Raw genomic sequence first — 17,341 nt, 5'->3', positions numbered from 1 at the left:
TTGAGACACAACTCGGCCCAGGAGATTGCCGAAACCGGCCCCTCATCCGCCTGCCGGCACCTTCTCCCCGTAAACGGGGCGAAGGGACATTGTCGCGCCCTCTCCGTTCCCACCTCGCTCTCGCATGGCACGTCCCCTTGCCCGTCAGAACGGGGAGAGGGTTAGGGTGAGGGGCAGCCATTGGCACCAGCCGGCAGTAACTCGAGGCCGAGAAATGACTGAGGGTGGGAAGCTACCGGATGGGCGACATTGCATCACGACGCCTCAATGCGGCTTAATGCGATAGGCGCAGCGGCGGGCGCCGAGGAGGATGTGTTCGCTGCGCTCGACATCGGCGCCGAGGACGGCGCGGAAGGTTTCGAGTTCGGAGCGGCAGAAGCCGGCGCAGGCGGTGGCGGCGGCGCAGATCGGGCAGTGGTTTTCGACCAGCATGAAGGAGCCGTCGGCCTCCTGCCACTGATCGGCCATATAGCCCTCGCGGGTGCGGATCGCGGCAAGGGCCTCGACGCGCGAGGCGAGGTCATGCGCCTTGCCGAGCTCTTGGCGATAGCCCTGCAGCGTCTCGGCCTCGCGGGCGGAGATGACGGTATCGAGGGCTGCGGGGCCGAGCTGTTCGACGAGCGTGCCGAGGAGATTTGCCGTCAGCTCGGCATGGCCATCCGGGAACTGGCGGTTGCCGCTGGCTGTGAGGTGCCAGAGCTGACGCGGCCGGCCCCGGCCCGCGGCGGCAACGGTGACCGGCTCCACCAGGCCCTCCTCCGCCATCTTCGACAGCTGCTGGCGGGCGGCTTCGCCTGATATGCCGAGCGCATCGCCGATCGCGGCGGCAAGCTGCGGGCCGTCGGTCTTTATCAGGATCAGGATCCGGTTAGCTGGGGACTGACGCATATTTTCCAAGTCAAGTCTTGTTTAATTCGAGCCTGCATGTAATTTTCCAATTTATAACTTGGAAAATAATCCTTCGCCAGCAAAAATATCGAGTTCCTCCCATGTCGGATATCGACCAGACCGCAGCTATCCCGAATCCCAGTTCCCTTTTCCGCCTCTTTCTGCCCGAGCACCTGCCGGCAACCTTGATGCTGGCCGGCGGCGTGACGCTTTATGCGGTGGAGAGTTACATCATGGCGACGATCGCGCCTTCGATCGTGCGCGATATCGGCGGCCTCGCGCTGTTTTCCTGGGTCACCAGCCTGTTCGTCGCCGCCGCGGTACTCGGCTCGATCTTCGTCGCCATGCGGCCGCGCGGTATCGGGCTTCGATCTGTCTATGTGTTCGCAGCACTGGTCTTCGGCGTCGGCAGCCTGATTGCCGCAGCCGCACCGTCGATGCCGGTGGTGCTGATCGGACGCGCGGTGCAGGGTCTAGGAACAGGCGCGCTTGCAGCACTCGGCTATGCCTTCATCCGCTTCGTTTATCCCGAGCCGCTATGGCCGAAGGCCTCGACGCTCTATGCGGCGATCTGGGGAGTCTCGACCGTCGTCGGGCCGACGCTCGGTGGCTTCTTCTCTTCGGGTCACGCCTGGCGCTTTGCTTTTATCGTGCTCGTGCCGCTCGGCCTGCTGATGGCGTTCCTGGCGCCGCGGCTTCTGCCCGAGGTCGAGGACGACCGCGAGCAGAAGAAGACCCCGATTGCCCAGATCGGACTGCTGCTTGCCGCCGTGCTGATGGTCAGCGCGGCCGGCGCGATCGAGACAACAGGCGCGAAAATCGCTTTGATCGCGGCCTCGGTCGTCGCGGTCGCCGGCATGCTCTTCATCGAGGGCCGAAGCCCGAACCGGCTTTTGCCGTCTGGCGCCGTCAGCCTTTCCCGGCCGATTGCACGGGTCTATCTGACGATGCTCGCCATGACCGTCGTGCTCGTTAGCGACGTCTTCATTCCCTATTTCCTGCAGACCCTGCATGGGGTGGCGCCACTCCTATCGGGTTATTTGGTGGCGCTGGTTGCCCTCGGCTGGACGTTTGCGGCCTTCCTCAGCGGCTCGCTGACCGGCAGGCGGGCGTATGCGGCAATCGTCATTGGCGCCCTCATCGAAGCGGCGGCGACCGCTTGCCTCGCCGTCTTCCTGGCCAAGGACAATCCCGAGGGGCATATGCTCCTCATCGTGCCGGCGGCGATCGGCATGTTCATGATGGGCTTCGGCATCGGGCTCGGCTGGGCGCATCTCGTCGCCATGGTGCTGAAACTCGTCGCCGACAACGAGAAGGACAAGGCATCTGCCGCGATCCCGACGATGAGTTCGCTCGGCGGCGCTTTTGGCGCGGCCTTCTCAGGCGTCATCGCCAATGGCGCCGGCCTCGTCAATCCCGGCGGCATAGCAGGCGCGCTGTCGGCGGCGCACTGGCTCTATCTGCTGATGGCGCTACCGGGCATCGTCGCGGTTGCGGCGGCGACGACGACGCTGAGAGATAGCCAAAATTAAAAAAAGGCGCCCCCTCGGGTTCGGGGCCGCCTTTTCATAATTGAACGCTTGTTGTGCTCTTAGAACAGGATGATTTTAGGCTCTGTCGACCTAAAATCTGAATCCTGTTCTCAATTCAAGAGTTCGAGCATGATGTCATGAGAAAACCGCTCACACTTTTCGGCATCACACGCTAAAGCACGTCGCATCAAATTTGATACATGCAACACGTTTTAGCCCTTTGTTTTTATGCATATCGTTGTCCCGGAACCGCGGCACACTTCCGTGCGACATGCATTAGGCGACGTTGCGCTCCGGTTCCGGCTCCTGCTGGACGGCCTGCTGCTTCACGCCAAGATAGAGGACGGAGCTGCGGCCAATTCCATAGGTATCGCAGACCTCGGGCGTCAGGAATTCGGTGACTGGAACTTGCTGAACCGCCAAACCGGCGCGCTGGATCACATCGATGAACCCGGACCTTGAGAAGAGGCGCACATGGTCGTCCTGGCCGAAATGCGCCCAGCGGCCTTCCGGCGTCGTCACTTCGGGATTTTCATGGGTGTGCTCGATCGACAGGCAGATCGGCGCCATCAGGATGGCGATGCTGTGCTCCTTGAGAACACGCCGGATTTCGGCGGTGGCACGCACCGGGTCCTCGACATGTTCGAGCACATGGGAGCAAAGCACGAAGTCGAAGGTCTCGTCGGCGTAGGGCAGGTTGTGGATATCAGCCTTATCGTCTGCCTCGGGCATATACATGTCGCAGCTGCGGTAGAAGATATGCGGGTGGCTCTTGAGCCAGAAGCTCAAGGCCCGGCCCGGGGCAATGTCCAGGAACCGGAAGGCCTGCGCCGGGTTGAGGCGCTGGAACACCGGCGTCAGGAACAGCGCGAAGAGCCTGTCCCGATCGGACGAATGACAATTGGGGCAGCTGTAAGCCTGATGGTTGATCGTCTCGAATTCATCGACGCGATAGGGAAAGCCGTGCTCGACCGCCTTGTCGATGTAGTAGCGCGGAAGCGGTTCGAAATGCGGAATTCTGCTGCGGCAGATGGGGCAGGCGTGGAATAGAGCCATTGTATTCCTCGTAGGGACCGTACAACGCGCAAGCAACGCCACATCAAGATGCGCAGTTCGGGGCCGGGTTTCGATCAGACGACTGTTTAATGACCCCGGGGACTCACAAACAGGCAGGATCAGCTTCACCTTGCGCGCGAATGCTGGTCCGAAGCTGACCTCAGACGGTGAGCATGACCTTGCCGACATGGCTGCCGTCTTCCAGCAGCCGGTGGGCTTCGACGACCTCGTCGAAGGCAAAGACCTTGTGAATGACGGGGGCGACGGTGCCGGCGGCGAGCAGCGGCCAGACCTCGGAGCGCAGATCGTCGCGAATGGCGCGTTTTTCTTCCGCCGTGCGCGGCCGCATGGTGGAGCCGGTGACCGTCAGGCGCTTGACCATGATCGGCGAGAGATTGACCTTTTCGGCGATCGCGCCGCCAAGGAAGGCGATGATCGACAGGCAGCCGTCCCTCGCCAGTGAGGCGATGTTGCGCTCGAAATAGGCCGCGCCGATCATGTCGAGGATGACATCGACGCCGTGGCCGGTCTCGGCCTTGATCACCTCGGCGAAATCTTCGGTCCGGTAGTTGATCGCGCGTTTGGCGCCAAGCTTTTCGCAAGCCTCGCATTTCTCCTTCGAGCCCGCCGTCGCGTAGACCTCGGCACCGAAGGCGCGGGCGAGTTGGATCGCCGTCGTGCCGATGCCGCTGGAACCGCCATGGATCAGCACCGTCTCGCCTTCCGTCAGCCCGGCCATCTGGAAGAGGTTGGCCCAGACGGTAAAGAAGGTCTCAGGCAAAGCTGCCGCCTTCACCGCATCATAACCCTTGGGAAAGGGCAGGATCTGGCCTGCCGGCAACAGGCAATATTCGGCATAGGCGCCGCCATTGGCGAGCCCGCAGACCTTGTCGCCGACGGCATGGCCGCGGACGCCGGGGCCGACGGCAACGATTTCGCCCGACAATTCCAGGCCGAGGATCGGGCTCGCATCCTTGGGCGCGGGATAGCTGCCCTGGCGCTGGGCAATATCGGGGCGGTTGACGCCGATCGCCTCGGCGCGCACCAGGACCTCTCCGTCACGAGGCACAGGCAGCGGCCTCTTGCCGATTACCATCACCTCCGGTCCGCCGAAGGACGGCAGATCGACGAAACGCATATCCTGAGGCAAAGGCATGACCGGCTCCTCCCTAATCGGAAGCAACCGGAATAAATCAGCCCCGCAGGCTTTGGAAGGCACGATGTGGCAAAGGCGTCAATTCGCCTCGCCCAGCAAATGGAAGACGAGACCTTCCTCGCTGTCCTTGGCGGCCGATTTGATGATGGCGATCTCGGCGCTGACGCGGTTGATATCGTCGATGACGAGGCCTCCCGGCAGTTCGATGACGCCGATCGAGCAGCGCATCAGCGGGAATAAAGCTTCAACACCGGTGCGGTCGTGACCGAGGATGCGGCCGGCGGCGCGGTCCTCGTCGGAATAGAGATCGCGCACGTCGTCGTGGAAATCGCTGATCAGCCGGTCGAGGATCTCCGTCAGTTCCTCCTTGGTCCAGCCGACGATGCCGATGAAGAAATCGTCGCCGCCGACATGGCCGAGGAAATGGCGCTCGGCGAAGAAATAGCGGCGCATCAGCGCGGCAAACAGCGAGATTGCGTGGTCGCCGAGATGGAAGCCATAGGCATCGTTGAACGGCTTGAAATTATCGAAGTCGCAATAGCAAAAGTGGCGGAGCTCATCGCCGTCGCGGCCGGACTGACGCATGAAATCGCGGATGGCGCGATTGCCCGGCAGGCCGGTCAGCGGGTTCTGGTCCTGCGCGGTCTTCAGCTGTTTCTCGTTGATGACCTTGATCAGCGAGGCGGCGGAGACGACGCCGGCATAACGCATATTGTCGGTCAAGATCAGGCAGTTGCTGCCATCCATGTTGGCGAAGATCGCCATCAGCTGTTCGGCGTCGCTGTCGAGGCCGACGATCGGCGCCATCTCGACGAAATGCGAGATGCTGCGCTCATACATCTTGTTCTTCAGGAGATCGCGGCCGAAAGGCTGGTAGATATATTCCTTGAGGTGATGCTCGTGGATGATGCCGCGCGGCTCGTCATTGGCATTGAGGACAGGAAAGAAGGCCTGGCGCGGATTGCGGCGGAAGAGTTCGAAGACGTTGTCGATGCTGTCATTCTCGTAGACCGTAGGCAGCAGCTCGATCTGCTTGCGGATGAGGATTTCGTCGAGCGACTGACTGCCCCGCTTGCTCTTGCCGAGCTCCTGCAGATGCGGGAAGGACGGCGCCAGCTCCGATATATGCGTTGTCGGACGGGCGATGAACCAGCCCTGGACGAGGTCGACGCCATATTCGCGGCAGGCGATGAATTCGGCCTCGGTCTCGATGCCTTCGGCGACGACGCGTGTGCCGAGCACGTGGGCAATGTTGACGATGCTTTTCAAGAGATGACGCTTGCGCGGGCTGCGGTCAATCTCGGCGACGAAATGACGATCGATTTTGAGATAATCGACGGGATAGTCGCAGAGCAGCTTCATCTCGCCATTGCCGACGCCGAAATCGTCGATCGCCAGCTTGAAACCAGCCTTGCGCAACCTGGAAACCAGGCCGGAAAATTCCGGCACGCTGGTATTGTCGAAACGCTCGGAGAATTCGAAGCAGACGGAGGATGGCGGAATATTGGCCTTGCGCAGGTGTTGCAGCAGGGTCTCGACCAGACTTTCGCCATGCGGGATGAGCCGGACATCGAGATTGAGGAACAGCGTCGAGGTGGAGAAATTCGACAGCGTCGCGAATTTGGCGAGAGCGCGGCTGGCGACCATCTGTTCGAGCTGCAGCAACTGGCCCAGCTGATGTGCTTCATCAAGGATTTCGACCGGCGTATCATAGCCGATGCGGTCCTGCCCGCGCATCAGGGATTCGTAGCCGAAGACCGTGCCGGTGCCGGCCTCAACGATCGGCTGGAAGGCGTTCTCGACCACGAGCTTGGCAAGGGTTACGATCTGATCGCTGGCGTAGCGGCGCAGGACATCCGGCGCGACGGTGGCAGCCAAGGACATCCCGGTTTTCATTGGGGCTGATCTCCACTGTGACTTGTTCTTTTCGTCCGGAACATGCCGCAGAAGGGTCAATGAACTCTTTCGCCAGTGTGAAAGTTTTATGAAACGCGCAAGGGCGTCCTACGCGCTCCGCGTTTATTCCATTTTTCCAATGCAATCAGATGCTTGCTCAGGCGGAGCGACGGCGCTCCGCCTCGTGATCGGCGAACATGTCGGCGACGCATCTGCCGCCGGATGGAGCGTCGTCGTCTAGCATATCGTCCCGGAACTCATTGAGCTTGCGGGCGGTATCCCAGAGACGAAGCGCCTCGCGAACGACCTCGCTGCTCGAGGCATAGCCGCCATTGTCGACGGCGGCGCGGATGCCCGCTGCCTGTTGCGGAGAGATGGAAACGGTGACCATCGGCATGAACTTCCTCCCTTTTCCGATCAGGCAGAACCCTGTCTCTGGGGGATGCATGACCATCTTCAGCATTCTCGGCGATCTCGCCGGTGCCTTGGTGCATTCGCACATCGGACCGTCCGCGTGCTGGGATCGGCCCATAACCCCTTAAGTCTAATCCCCTGTCCTAGTCTTGTCAAAAAAGAACGGGTCTTGTCAAAAAAGAACGGTCAGCGGCATCAGTTTCAACTGCGGATGCCGAGGCCGAAGGCGATCATCGTCGAACCCTGGACGATGAGATCGGCGGCCAGGAACAGACCGAGGATCCAGAGGCTGTTCACCGGCCAGCCGAGCGCGATGACGAAACCCGCAAGGGCGGTGATGACGCCGCTTGCGACGATCCAGCGCCAACCCTTGACCGGCTTCATGCGCATGCCGACCCAGGTGCGGAAGACGCCGGCGATGACCAGTGCGAGCGAGAGAAACAGCGTCAGCGCCGCCGAAGTGAGGATCGGATTGACGAAGGCGCAGATGCCGGCGAGCACGTAGAGCAGGCCGCTCAGCATCCAGAACAGAACATGATCCCAGCCACGCACCTGGAAGGCATGGACGAGATAGATCACGCCGCCGAACAGCATCAGCATGCCGACATAATAGACCGAGACGACGGTGGCGAGCATCAGATTGCCGAGCGCGATCAGGCCGCAGACGAGCAGCAGCACGCCGAAACCGGCGAACCAGATCCATTTCGACTGCAGCGAAGATGTCGGCGTTCCCTCGAAGACATCGGCCATGACGCACCTCCTGTTGGATTCAACATATGCTGCAGCAATTTTTCAGGAAAAGATCTGCGCTGAATCAAATCAAGAAAGATTTTTATTGATTGATCAGTCAATCAAAAATAACCTGCTCCTGATTTTCGAGGAGTGGTCTGTTGCCGAAAGTCGGAATGGAGCCGGTGCGCCGCAAGGCGCTTGTCGACGCGGCGCTGCGGGTGATCGGCGATCACGGCTCGCTTGCCGTCACGATGTCCGATATCGCTCGGCAGGCCGGCGTATCGGCAGCCCTGGCGCATCATTATTTCGGCAGCAAAGAGCAACTGCTGATCGAGACGATCCGCTCGCTTCTGAGACAGCTGCGCAGCGACACGGTGGCGGCGCTTAAGGCCGCCAGGACGCCGCGCGCGCGGGTTTCGGCCATCATCCGCGTCAGCTTCCACGCCGACCAATTCGCGCCGGACACGATTGCCGCCTGGCTTGCCTTTTACGCCGAAGCGCAGCGCTCGGAAGAGACCCGCCGCTTTCTGGTGATCTATGCCAGGCGGCTGCGCTCCAATCTGCTGGCCGATCTCAAGGCGCTGCTGCCCGCCGACGCCGCAGAACGCATCGCCGAAGGCGCTGCGGCGATGATCGACGGGCTCTATATCAGGCAAAGTCTGAAATCGGCGCCGATCGGCATTGAAGCCTCGATCGCGCTGACGGAAGATTATCTGAATGCGCTTTTGGCCACCACCTCCCCCTCTCCCCAGCGGGCAGAAGATATCCGAAGGACAGATGAGGGAGTGAAGGCCGAGACTGCCGACCCATCTGGCCCTGCGGGCCACCCGGGATCGAGCCAGCCGTCTCGAAGGCACAACCACATAGAACAACTCAAGGACAGGTGACATGAAAGCCCAGCCGAAAGCCTCGCACTTCATCGACGGCGAATATGTCGAGGATACCGACGGCACCGTCATCGAGAGCCTCTATCCCGCGACCGGCGAGGTGATCGCCCGGCTGCATGCCGCAACGCCCGCGATCGTCGAACGGGCGATCGCCGCGGCCAAACGCGCCCAGCCGGAATGGGCGGCGATGAGCCCAATGGCGCGCGGGCGGATCCTGAAACGGGCGGCCGAGATCATGCGCGAGAGAAACCGGGCACTTTCCGAACTCGAAACGCTCGACACCGGCAAGCCAATCCAGGAGACTGTTGTCGCCGACCCGACCTCGGGTGCGGATGCCTTCGAATTCTTCGGCGGCATTGCACCGGCCGGTCTCAACGGTTCGCATATCCCGCTCGGCCAGGATTTTGCCTACACCAAGCGGGTGCCGCTCGGTGTCTGCGTCGGCATCGGCGCCTGGAACTATCCGCAGCAGATCGCCTGCTGGAAAGCGGCGCCGGCGCTTGTCTGCGGCAATGCCATGGTGTTCAAGCCTTCCGAGAACACGCCGCTCGGGGCGCTGAAGATCGCCGAGATCCTGCACGAGGCGGGACTGCCGAAGGGGCTCTTCAATGTGATCCAGGGCGACCGCGACACCGGGCCGCTGCTCGTCAACCATCCCGATGTCGCCAAGGTGTCGCTGACCGGCTCGGTGCCGACCGGGCGCAGGGTGGCGGCCGCTGCCGCCGGCAACCTCAAGCACGTGACGATGGAACTCGGCGGCAAGTCGCCGCTCATCGTCTTCGACGATGCCGATCTCGATTCGGCGGTCGGCGGCGCGATGCTCGGCAATTTCTATTCGACCGGCCAGGTCTGCTCGAACGGCACGCGCGTTTTCGTGCAGAAGACCGTCAAGGCCGAATTCCTGAAGCGGCTGAAGGTCCGCACCGAGGCGATGCTGATCGGCGACCCGATGGACGAGGCGACGCAGGTCGGACCGATGGTCTCCTGGGCGCAGCGCGAGAAAGTGATCTCCTACATCGAGAAGGGCAAGGCCGAGGGCGCGCGCCTGATTGCCGGCGGCGGCATTCCGAACAACGTCTCCGGCGAAGGCTATTACGTGCAGCCGACTATCTTTGCCGACGTCACCGACGATATGACCATCGCCCGCGAGGAGATCTTTGGGCCGGTCATGTGTGTGCTCGACTTCGACGCCGAGGACGAGGTGATTGCCCGCGCCAATGCCAGCGAATTCGGTCTTTCCGGCGGCGTCTTCACTGCCGACCTCACCCGCGCCCACCGCGTCGTCGACCGGCTGGATGCGGGCACGCTGTGGATCAACACCTATAATCTCTGCCCGGTGGAAATCCCCTTCGGCGGCTCGAAACAATCCGGCTTCGGCCGCGAGAATTCGCTGGCCGCGCTGGAGCATTATTCCGAGCTGAAGACGGTCTATGTCGGCATGGGGCCGGTGGTGGCGCCGTACTGAAGGGATTGAGACCCCTCCCCAACCCCTCCCCACAAGGGGGAGGGACTAATATGGGGCACCGGTTTTATCCCTCTTCAATCTCATCGCTTGTGGCGCTGATTGTCGAGTGAGGCGGTGCAGCAAGTTAAGCCCCTCCCCCTTGTGGGGAGGGGTTTGGGGCGGGGTCTTAATGCCCGGGGTTTTCGGGACCGTTGCAAAAGAATCTAAGGGAACGTCATGCAACAAGCAGATTTCGTCATCATCGGCTCGGGCTCCGCCGGCTCCGCCCTCGCCTACCGCTTGTCGGAAGACGGCAAGAACAGTGTCATCGTCATTGAGGCGGGCGGCAGCGATTTCGGACCGTTCATCCAGATGCCGGCGGCCCTTGCCTGGCCGATGAGCATGAAGCGATATAATTGGGGTTATCTGTCCGAGCCGGAGGCGAACCTCAACAATCGGCGTATCACGGCGCCGCGCGGCAAGGTGATCGGCGGCTCCTCCTCGATCAACGGCATGGTCTATGTGCGCGGCCATGCCGAGGATTTCAACCGCTGGGAGGAGCTCGGCGCCAGCGGCTGGGCCTATGCCGACGTGCTTCCCTATTTCAAGCGGATGGAACATTCGCATGGCGGCGAAGAGGGCTGGCGCGGCACAGACGGGCCGCTGCATGTCCAGCGTGGCGGCTTCACCAATCCGCTCTTCCGCGCCTTCGTCGAGGCCGGCAAACAGGCGGGTTTCGAGGCGACGGAGGATTATAACGGCAGCAAGCAGGAAGGCTTCGGCCTGATGGAGCAGACCATCTTCGGCGGCCGCCGCTGGTCTGCCGCCAACGCCTATCTGAAACCGGCGCTGAGGCGGGACAATGTCAAGATCATCTACGGCTTTGCGCAGAGGATCGTGATCGAGGGCGGGCGTGCCACAGGCGTCGAGATCGAACGCAAGGGCAGAATGGAGGTGGTGAAGGCGAACCGCGAGGTGATCGTCTCGGCCTCCTCCTTCAACTCACCGAAGCTCTTGATGCTGTCGGGCATCGGTCCCGGCCAACATCTGCAGGACTTGGGCATTCCGGTGAAGGCCGACCGGCCGGGGGTCGGCGCCAATCTGCAGGATCATATGGAATTCTACTTCCAGCAGGTCAGCACCAAGCCGGTGTCGCTCTATTCCTGGCTGCCGTGGTTCTGGCAGGGCGTGGCCGGCGCGCAATGGCTGCTTTCGCGCGGCGGGCTCGGCGCCTCCAATCAATTCGAGGCGTGCGCCTTCCTGCGGTCTGCAGCAGGGCTGAAGCAACCCGATATCCAGTACCATTTCCTGCCGGTGGCGATCAGCTATGACGGCAAGGCGGCGGCGAAGAGCCACGGCTTCCAGGTTCATGTCGGCTATAACCTGTCGAAATCGCGCGGCAGCGTGAGCTTGCGCTCCGCCGACCCCAAGGCCGATCCGGTGCTGCGCTTCAACTATATGAGCCATGCGGAGGATTGGGAGAAATTCCGCCACTGCGTGCGGCTTACCCGCGAAATCTTCGGGCAGAGCGCCTTCAACGATTATCGCGGGCCGGAGATCCAGCCGGGCGAAGGCGTGCAGAGCGATGATGAAATCGACGCCTTCCTGCGCGAACATCTGGAAAGCGCCTATCACCCTTGCGGCACCTGCCGGATGGGCGCCAAGGACGATCCGATGGCGGTGGTCGATCCGCAAACGCGGGTGATCGGCGTCGAGGCCTTGCGCGTCGCCGACAGCTCGATCTTCCCGCACGTCACCTATGGCAACCTCAACGGACCGTCTATTATGACCGGCGAGAAGGCGGCCGACCATATCCTCGGCAAACAGCCGCTGGCGCGCTCGAACCAGGAACCGTGGGTCAACCCGCGCTGGGCGGTGAGCGACCGCTGATCCGGTTATCCGGTTTCAGAGAAAACCGATCCACCGTCCGGCTATGAGGGCGGCGATCCAGATCGCGGCCGACAGGGCGGCGGAGAAGCGCAGGCCGGGCCGGACGATGCCTTTCGACACCGCCGTTTTCCAGGCTCGCCCGAAATGAACGATCGACAGGTTGAGAAGGCCGATGGCGATCAGGCAAAGCTTGGCAAGGAAGGCGGGATTGGCGACATATTCGACCGCCCGGACGCTGAAGAGGCAGAAGCCGGTGACAACAGCCGCGGCAAGGCCGACAGCGGCGGCGCGTGACAGAAACGGCGCGACGATCTCAACCGGAACCTTGCGGAAGAAGCCGGCGAGCCTCAGATCAAGCGGCACGATGGCGCCGACCAAGAGGCCGATCGCCAGGATATGGGCTGCGTTGACGAACATGTAGAGCGTTCCGGAGCGCCGGAGCGCGAGCGCAGGCGTGGTCGCCGACAGCCATTCGAGAGTGTCCATCACGACAGGTCAGTTCGCCCAGAGGTCAGTTCGTCTTGATGCGGTCGGGATAGATATCGTAGCGCTTCTCGCCGATGGTGAGGCGCACGGCCTTCAGCCGCTTCTCTTTTGCATCCTGCGAACGGTTTCCAAGGGCCACCACCTGGTCGCCGGGCTTGGCCACACCTTCGACGAAACCGGAGCGTTCCGTCTGGCGCGGATTGCCGAGTTCGACGCGCCAGACGCCGTCATCGGCGGTGGCGACATCGAGCGTCGGATGCGGGCCGCCCATGGAGATCTTGTCGATCGTGCCGCGCAGTTCGATCTGATCCGCCTCGGCCCAGGACCAGCCGTGATGAGCGGCCGCGCCTGTCGCGAGGGCCGCCGAGAATATGGCCGCAGCCACTACTCGCTGTGGTGAAATTCCAAACATGATATTCTCCCTACCAGCATGAGCAGGCAGGTGGAGCATCGGAGCCGGAGGAAAAGGCATTTCACCAAATCTTGAAGAAAGAGGCGGGCGTATGCTCAGGCCAGCAGCCGGGTGACTTCGGCGCCGTGCTTTGGGGCGATGGCATCAGCGATCGTTGTCGAGAACAGCACCTTGCGGGTGGCGTCGGCGACTTTGGCGAAGACGTGGCGGATCTGGCAATTCTGTTCGCCGTCGCAATCGTCGCATCTGCGGTAAGCAGTGATCGAGAGGCACGGCAGCGGCGCGATCGGGCCGTCGATGATGCGCAGGATCTCGCCGAAGGTAATCGTGTGGGCGGGCTTCAGCAGGAGATAACCGCCCTGCTTGCCGCGACGGCTGACGACGACGCCGTGATGTTTCAGGTCGAGCAGGATCTGTTCGAGGAACTTTTTCGGGATCTTTTGCTGCGCCGCGATATCGGAAATCATCACCGGTTCGTCGGCATCGGCATCAGCCAAGACCGTGAGCGCGCGCAGCGCATATTTCGCCTTTTGCGTAATCATTTTTGACCATCGACACACACAGGCGGCGCGAATTCCCGCACCGCTACGGAAGTACTTTCACCTCTATGGCACAACCAGCATGAACGGAATTTGAACGCACCGGAGAAAGCCTTGAGAGACAAGCGTTTTGGCCTTGTTTTTCGCCCTCGGCCAAGCGCGCTTAATCTATGCCAAAACCGCGCCTTCTGCACGATTTTCGGCATCACTTCAGATTTCCGATTGACAGGCTGCGTGTAACTCTACTATTTCTATAGACATTCGAGCTGCCGATGTGGATTTTCATCCGCAGGCGGCTGCTTTTCTGCATCGCGGCAGCTTCGGAGAGATATTTGCTCCTCCGGCCGCAGCTTTCGAAATCCCTTTTTCTGTCCGATCCATGCGTGAACTGCGATACTCCTGATAACAAAGGACAGGATTCTCATGACTGCTATCAATAGGATTGCGGAAGAAGGGCCGATTGCGGAAGCTGCGGCGCTGAACGACAGACTGGCGGGTCTCGACCTTGCCGGACGACTGTCGCTGGTCTGCGGCCTTGGCGGCCGCGTGGTGTTCACGACGTCACTCGGCATCGAGGACCAGGTGATCACCGCCGAGATCGGCACGCACCGCCTGCCGATCGATATCGCGACGCTGCAGACCGGCCGGTTGTTTGCCGAGACGCTGTCGCTGATCGATGAGACCGAAAGCCAGTACGACATCCATATCCATCGTTTCGAGCCCGAGAAGGCCGATATCGACGCCTATGCGGCGCAATACGGCCTCAACGGTTTCTACGAGAGCGTCGAAGCCCGCCACGCCTGTTGCGGCATGCGCAAGCTGAAGCCGCTCGCGCGTGCCCTCGAAGGTGCTGCGATCTGGATCACCGGCCTGCGCCGCGGGCAATCGGCCAACCGTGCCGAAACGCCCTTTGCCGAATACGACGCCGAACGGCATCTGCTGAAGGTCAATCCGCTCGCCGATTGGGACCTGGAGGCAATCAAGGCCTTCGTTTCCGCAAACGGCGTGCCGGTCAATCCGCTGCATGCCCGCGGTTATCCCTCGATCGGCTGCGAGCCCTGCACCCGGGCGATCAAACCCGGCGAGCCGGAACGTGCGGGTCGCTGGTGGTGGGAGCAGGACGAGACGCGCGAATGCGGCCTGCATGTCGCCGAAGAGGCCGCAGCGATCGCCGCACAGTAAATCACCCCACGGCTTTCCCAATCAGGGCGCGGCGACCGCCGCAGCCTTGGGAAAGTCAACATTCCCTGGGAAAGCCAACAATCCCGGGAAAGCCGACATCAAGGAATTGCTTTGCGGGCACCCGCAAACGACCGATAGCCTGGAGTAACACATGCCCGATAGCCGTCCGGATACGGAACTCAGCAATCCGCAGAGCGCCAAGGCGCCGCTCGACCCGCATCTGAAAGCGCTGGAAAACGAATCCATTCACATCTTCCGCGAGGTTGCGGCCGAATTCGAGCGTCCCGTCATGCTCTATTCGATCGGCAAGGACTCCTCGGTGCTGCTGCACCTGGCGCGCAAGGCCTTCTATCCCGGCCGCGTGCCCTTCCCGCTGCTGCATGTGAACACCGGCTGGAAATTCTCCGAGATGATCGCCTTCCGCGACGAGACCGCGAAGAAGTATGATCTCGATCTGATCGAGCACATCAATCCGCGCGGCAAAGCCGAAAACATCACGCCGTTTACACATGGATCGGCCGCCTTCACCGACATCATGAAGACCGAGGGGCTGCGCCAGGCGCTTGATGCCGGCCAGTTCGACGCCGCTTTCGGCGGTGCGCGGCGTGACGAGGAAGCCAGCCGCGCCAAGGAGCGCATCTATTCCTTCCGCACGCCCGACCATCGCTGGGATCCCCGCAACCAGCGGCCGGAACTCTGGAACATCTATAACGGCATGATCCGCAAGGGCGAGAGCGTGCGCGCCTTCCCGCTGTCGAACTGGACCGAGGTCGATATCTGGCGCTACATCCAGGCCGAGGACATTCCGCTGGTGCCACTCTACTACGCCAAGAAGCGGCCCTTCGTGGAGCGCGACGGCATGATGATCCTGGCCGAAGATCCGCGCCTCGAACTGCTGCCCGGCGAAGTCCGCCAGGAAGGCATGATCCGCTTCCGCACCCTCGGCGATTTCCCGCTGACGGGCGCCATCCGCTCACAGGCCACCACCCTCGAAGAGGTGATTGCCGAACTCGAAATTGCAACGGTGTCCGAACGCCAGGGCCGCGCCATCGATCGCGACCAGTCCGGCTCCATGGAAAAGAAGAAGCGTGAAGGATATTTCTGAGATGACCGCAGCCCAAACCGCCGTCTCGGCCGCAACCGTCGTCAGCCTGCCCGCCGCCGAGCCGCTCAAGGCTCAGCGCGATACCAGGCCGCTGCGCCTCATCACCTGCGGCAGCGTCGATGACGGCAAGTCGACCTTGATCGGACGCCTGCTCTGGGACACCAAGGCGGTCAAGGAAGACCAGGCCGCCACCCTGCAGCGCGATTCCACCGGCAAGCAGAACGATCTCGGCCTGCCCGACTTCGCATTGCTGCTCGATGGCCTGCAGGCCGAGCGCGAACAGGGCATCACGATCGATGTCGCCTATCGCTATTTCTCGACCGACAAGCGCTCCTTCATCGTCGCCGACACGCCCGGCCATGAGCAATATACCCGCAACATGGCGACCGGCGCCTCGACCGCCGATCTCGCCATCCTGCTCGTCGATGCGCGCCTCGGCATTCTGGAACAAACGCGCCGTCACGCGACGATCGCCTCGCTGCTCGGGATCAAGCAGTTCGTGCTTGCCGTCAACAAGATCGACCTGACGGGCTACGACCGCGCCGGCTTCGACAAGATCAGCCATGACTTCCGGGAATTTGCCCTGTCGCTCGGCGTCAAGCAGATCACCGCCATTCCGATGTCGGCGTTGAAGGGCGAAAACGTCGTCTATTCCGGCCAGGCCGCCATGCCCTGGTATACCGGCCCGTCGCTGGTGGAGACGCTGGAACTTGCCACCGTGCGCTCGTCGCAGACGGTCGGCTTCCGCCTTTCCGTGCAGCGCGTGTCGCGTCCGGGCGAAAGCTTCCGCGGCTATCAGGGAACGGTTGCCGGCGGCTCGGTCAAACCGGGCGACAGCGTCATGATCCTGCCGTCGGGCATGGTCGCCAACGTTTCGAAGATCGTCACCTTCGATCTCGTCCGCAACGCAGCCGTTGCCGGCGACGCGATCACCCTAGTGCTCGACCGCCAGGTGGATGTGGCGCGCGGCGACATGATCGTCTCGATCAACGCCCAGCCCCAGGTCGGCCTTGCCTTCGACGCGCAGATCGTCGCGCTGCAGCCGGAGGGAATCGAGCCCGGCAAACGCTACTGGCTGAAGAGCGGCAGCCGCCGCCAGCGTGTCCAGGTGCAGCCGCTCAGCCAGTTGGAGCTGAAGACCGGCGCCTGGAATTCCGCCCAGCGGCTCTACATGAACGCCATCGGCAAAGTCCGGCTCGTCTTCGACGAAGCGGCGATCTTCGACCCCTATGAGCAGAACCGGCTTTCCGGCTCCTTCATCCTGATCGATCCGGAGACTAACAACACGGTCGCCGGCGGCATGGTGACCGGCAAGCGCAGCGAACTCGGCGGCCTGCACAATGGCGAAGCCCGCGTCATCCTCTCGCTTCCGGCCGATCTTGCCGAACAGATCATGGCAAGCGAACTCTTCGCCAGCCGCAGCCACGAGGCCGACGTGCGGCGCATGACGGCAGCCGAAGCCGCCGACCTTTGGTCGAGTGCCGCAAGCGATATCTGATAAAGGACTAGGGGCCAGCAGGACTGGCCCCTCACCGCGGCCGAATCTGCTGGCTGCGGGCTGGCGATGCCTGTCGGCCTCTACGGCCGCTAAAAAAATCAGAATTTGCAGAAAACGGACTTTTTCAATTCACGATTCGCTGTTTACCGCTTGCCGGCGGACCGATGTGGGGCCATTCTTAGGTAGGATCCTGGCGGTGCGGTAAAACGAGAGGTCAGGCTTCG

General features: G+C 62.1%; 16 protein-coding genes. 7 read left to right on the top strand and 9 right to left on the bottom strand.

Translation table 11 applies throughout. The features are described 5' to 3' along the window. Positions 1–264: 264 nt before the first annotated feature. Complete coding sequence (locus tag N1937_RS05015) at positions 265–888, bottom strand: helix-turn-helix transcriptional regulator (RefSeq protein ID WP_260057708.1); 624 nt, start codon at positions 886–888, stop codon at positions 265–267. A 101-nt stretch (positions 889–989) separates the two neighbouring features. On the opposite strand from N1937_RS05015, the gene N1937_RS05010 reads away from it, so the two are divergent. Beyond that, positions 990–2,420, top strand: a complete 1,431-nt coding sequence (locus tag N1937_RS05010) for an MFS transporter (protein WP_260057707.1) — start codon at positions 990–992, stop codon at positions 2,418–2,420. Positions 2,421–2,696: 276 nt separating this feature from the next. Here N1937_RS05010 and N1937_RS05005 read toward each other — a convergent pair whose 3' ends face one another. From N1937_RS05005 to N1937_RS04985, 5 genes are all read right to left on the bottom strand, one after another. Beyond that, positions 2,697–3,476, bottom strand: a complete 780-nt coding sequence (locus N1937_RS05005; RefSeq protein ID WP_017963435.1) for a class I SAM-dependent methyltransferase — start codon at positions 3,474–3,476, stop codon at positions 2,697–2,699. Between the two features lie 160 nt (positions 3,477–3,636). Beyond that, positions 3,637–4,632 (bottom strand): NAD(P)H-quinone oxidoreductase, encoded by a 996-nt coding sequence (locus tag N1937_RS05000; protein ID WP_162119599.1) that lies wholly within the window; start codon positions 4,630–4,632, stop codon positions 3,637–3,639. Between the two features lie 78 nt (positions 4,633–4,710). Beyond that, entirely contained in the window at positions 4,711–6,528 is a 1,818-nt protein-coding gene (locus tag N1937_RS04995) for a GGDEF domain-containing protein (protein ID WP_170263285.1), read from the bottom strand. A gap of 157 nt (positions 6,529–6,685) precedes the next feature. Continuing rightward, positions 6,686–6,925 (bottom strand): ribbon-helix-helix domain-containing protein, encoded by a 240-nt coding sequence (locus tag N1937_RS04990; RefSeq protein WP_017963432.1) that lies wholly within the window; start codon positions 6,923–6,925, stop codon positions 6,686–6,688. 218 nt (positions 6,926–7,143) lie between these two features. After that, positions 7,144–7,692 (bottom strand): HdeD family acid-resistance protein, encoded by a 549-nt coding sequence (locus N1937_RS04985; RefSeq protein WP_260057698.1) that lies wholly within the window; start codon positions 7,690–7,692, stop codon positions 7,144–7,146. A 140-nt stretch (positions 7,693–7,832) separates the two neighbouring features. Between N1937_RS04985 and betI the strand changes: the two genes are divergently transcribed. The 3 genes from betI (at position 7,833) to betA (ending at position 11,895) form a co-directional block, all read left to right on the top strand. Beyond that, entirely contained in the window at positions 7,833–8,561 is a 729-nt protein-coding gene (betI, locus tag N1937_RS04980) for a transcriptional regulator BetI (protein ID WP_260057696.1), read from the top strand. A 1-nt stretch (position 8,562) separates the two neighbouring features. Beyond that, positions 8,563–10,026, top strand: coding sequence for a betaine-aldehyde dehydrogenase (betB, locus tag N1937_RS04975; RefSeq protein WP_260057695.1), 1,464 nt, complete (start codon positions 8,563–8,565; stop codon positions 10,024–10,026). A 216-nt stretch (positions 10,027–10,242) separates the two neighbouring features. Next, positions 10,243–11,895: a choline dehydrogenase gene (gene betA / locus N1937_RS04970; RefSeq protein WP_260057694.1), complete on the top strand. Its 1,653-nt coding sequence runs from the start codon at positions 10,243–10,245 to the stop codon at positions 11,893–11,895. Positions 11,896–11,910: 15 nt separating this feature from the next. On the opposite strand, the gene N1937_RS04965 is transcribed toward betA, so the two are convergent. The 3 genes from N1937_RS04965 to N1937_RS04955 all read right to left on the bottom strand — a co-directional run bounded on the left by N1937_RS04965 (position 11,911) and on the right by N1937_RS04955 (position 13,335). Further along, positions 11,911–12,384 carry a DUF6644 family protein gene (locus N1937_RS04965; RefSeq protein WP_260057691.1) on the bottom strand — a complete coding sequence of 158 codons (474 nt, stop codon included), beginning with the start codon at positions 12,382–12,384 and terminating at the stop codon, positions 11,911–11,913. A gap of 22 nt (positions 12,385–12,406) precedes the next feature. Next, positions 12,407–12,793, bottom strand: coding sequence for a DUF6152 family protein (locus tag N1937_RS04960; RefSeq protein WP_260057690.1), 387 nt, complete (start codon positions 12,791–12,793; stop codon positions 12,407–12,409). A 95-nt stretch (positions 12,794–12,888) separates the two neighbouring features. After that, on the bottom strand, positions 12,889–13,335 hold the full coding sequence (locus N1937_RS04955; protein WP_170258683.1) for an RrF2 family transcriptional regulator: 447 nt from the start codon (positions 13,333–13,335) through the stop codon (positions 12,889–12,891). A gap of 420 nt (positions 13,336–13,755) precedes the next feature. On the opposite strand from N1937_RS04955, the gene N1937_RS04950 reads away from it, so the two are divergent. From N1937_RS04950 to cysN, 3 genes are all read left to right on the top strand, one after another. Continuing rightward, a complete protein-coding gene (locus N1937_RS04950; protein ID WP_170263320.1) occupies positions 13,756–14,514 on the top strand; it encodes a phosphoadenylyl-sulfate reductase in 759 nt (252 codons plus the stop codon). 151 nt (positions 14,515–14,665) lie between these two features. Beyond that, a complete protein-coding gene (gene cysD, locus N1937_RS04945; RefSeq protein WP_003546395.1) occupies positions 14,666–15,619 on the top strand; it encodes a sulfate adenylyltransferase subunit CysD in 954 nt (317 codons plus the stop codon). A gap of 1 nt (position 15,620) precedes the next feature. Then, on the top strand, positions 15,621–17,117 hold the full coding sequence (gene cysN / locus N1937_RS04940; RefSeq protein ID WP_260057683.1) for a sulfate adenylyltransferase subunit CysN: 1,497 nt from the start codon (positions 15,621–15,623) through the stop codon (positions 17,115–17,117). Positions 17,118–17,341 lie beyond the last annotated feature (224 nt).

It is taken from the genome of Rhizobium sp. WSM4643 (assembly GCF_025152745.1).
In the GTDB taxonomy this organism is placed as follows: Bacteria; Pseudomonadota; Alphaproteobacteria; order Rhizobiales; family Rhizobiaceae; genus Rhizobium; species Rhizobium leguminosarum_I.
Note: the sequence above shows the minus strand (reverse complement) of the source record. Positions and strands in the feature narration are given on the sequence as shown.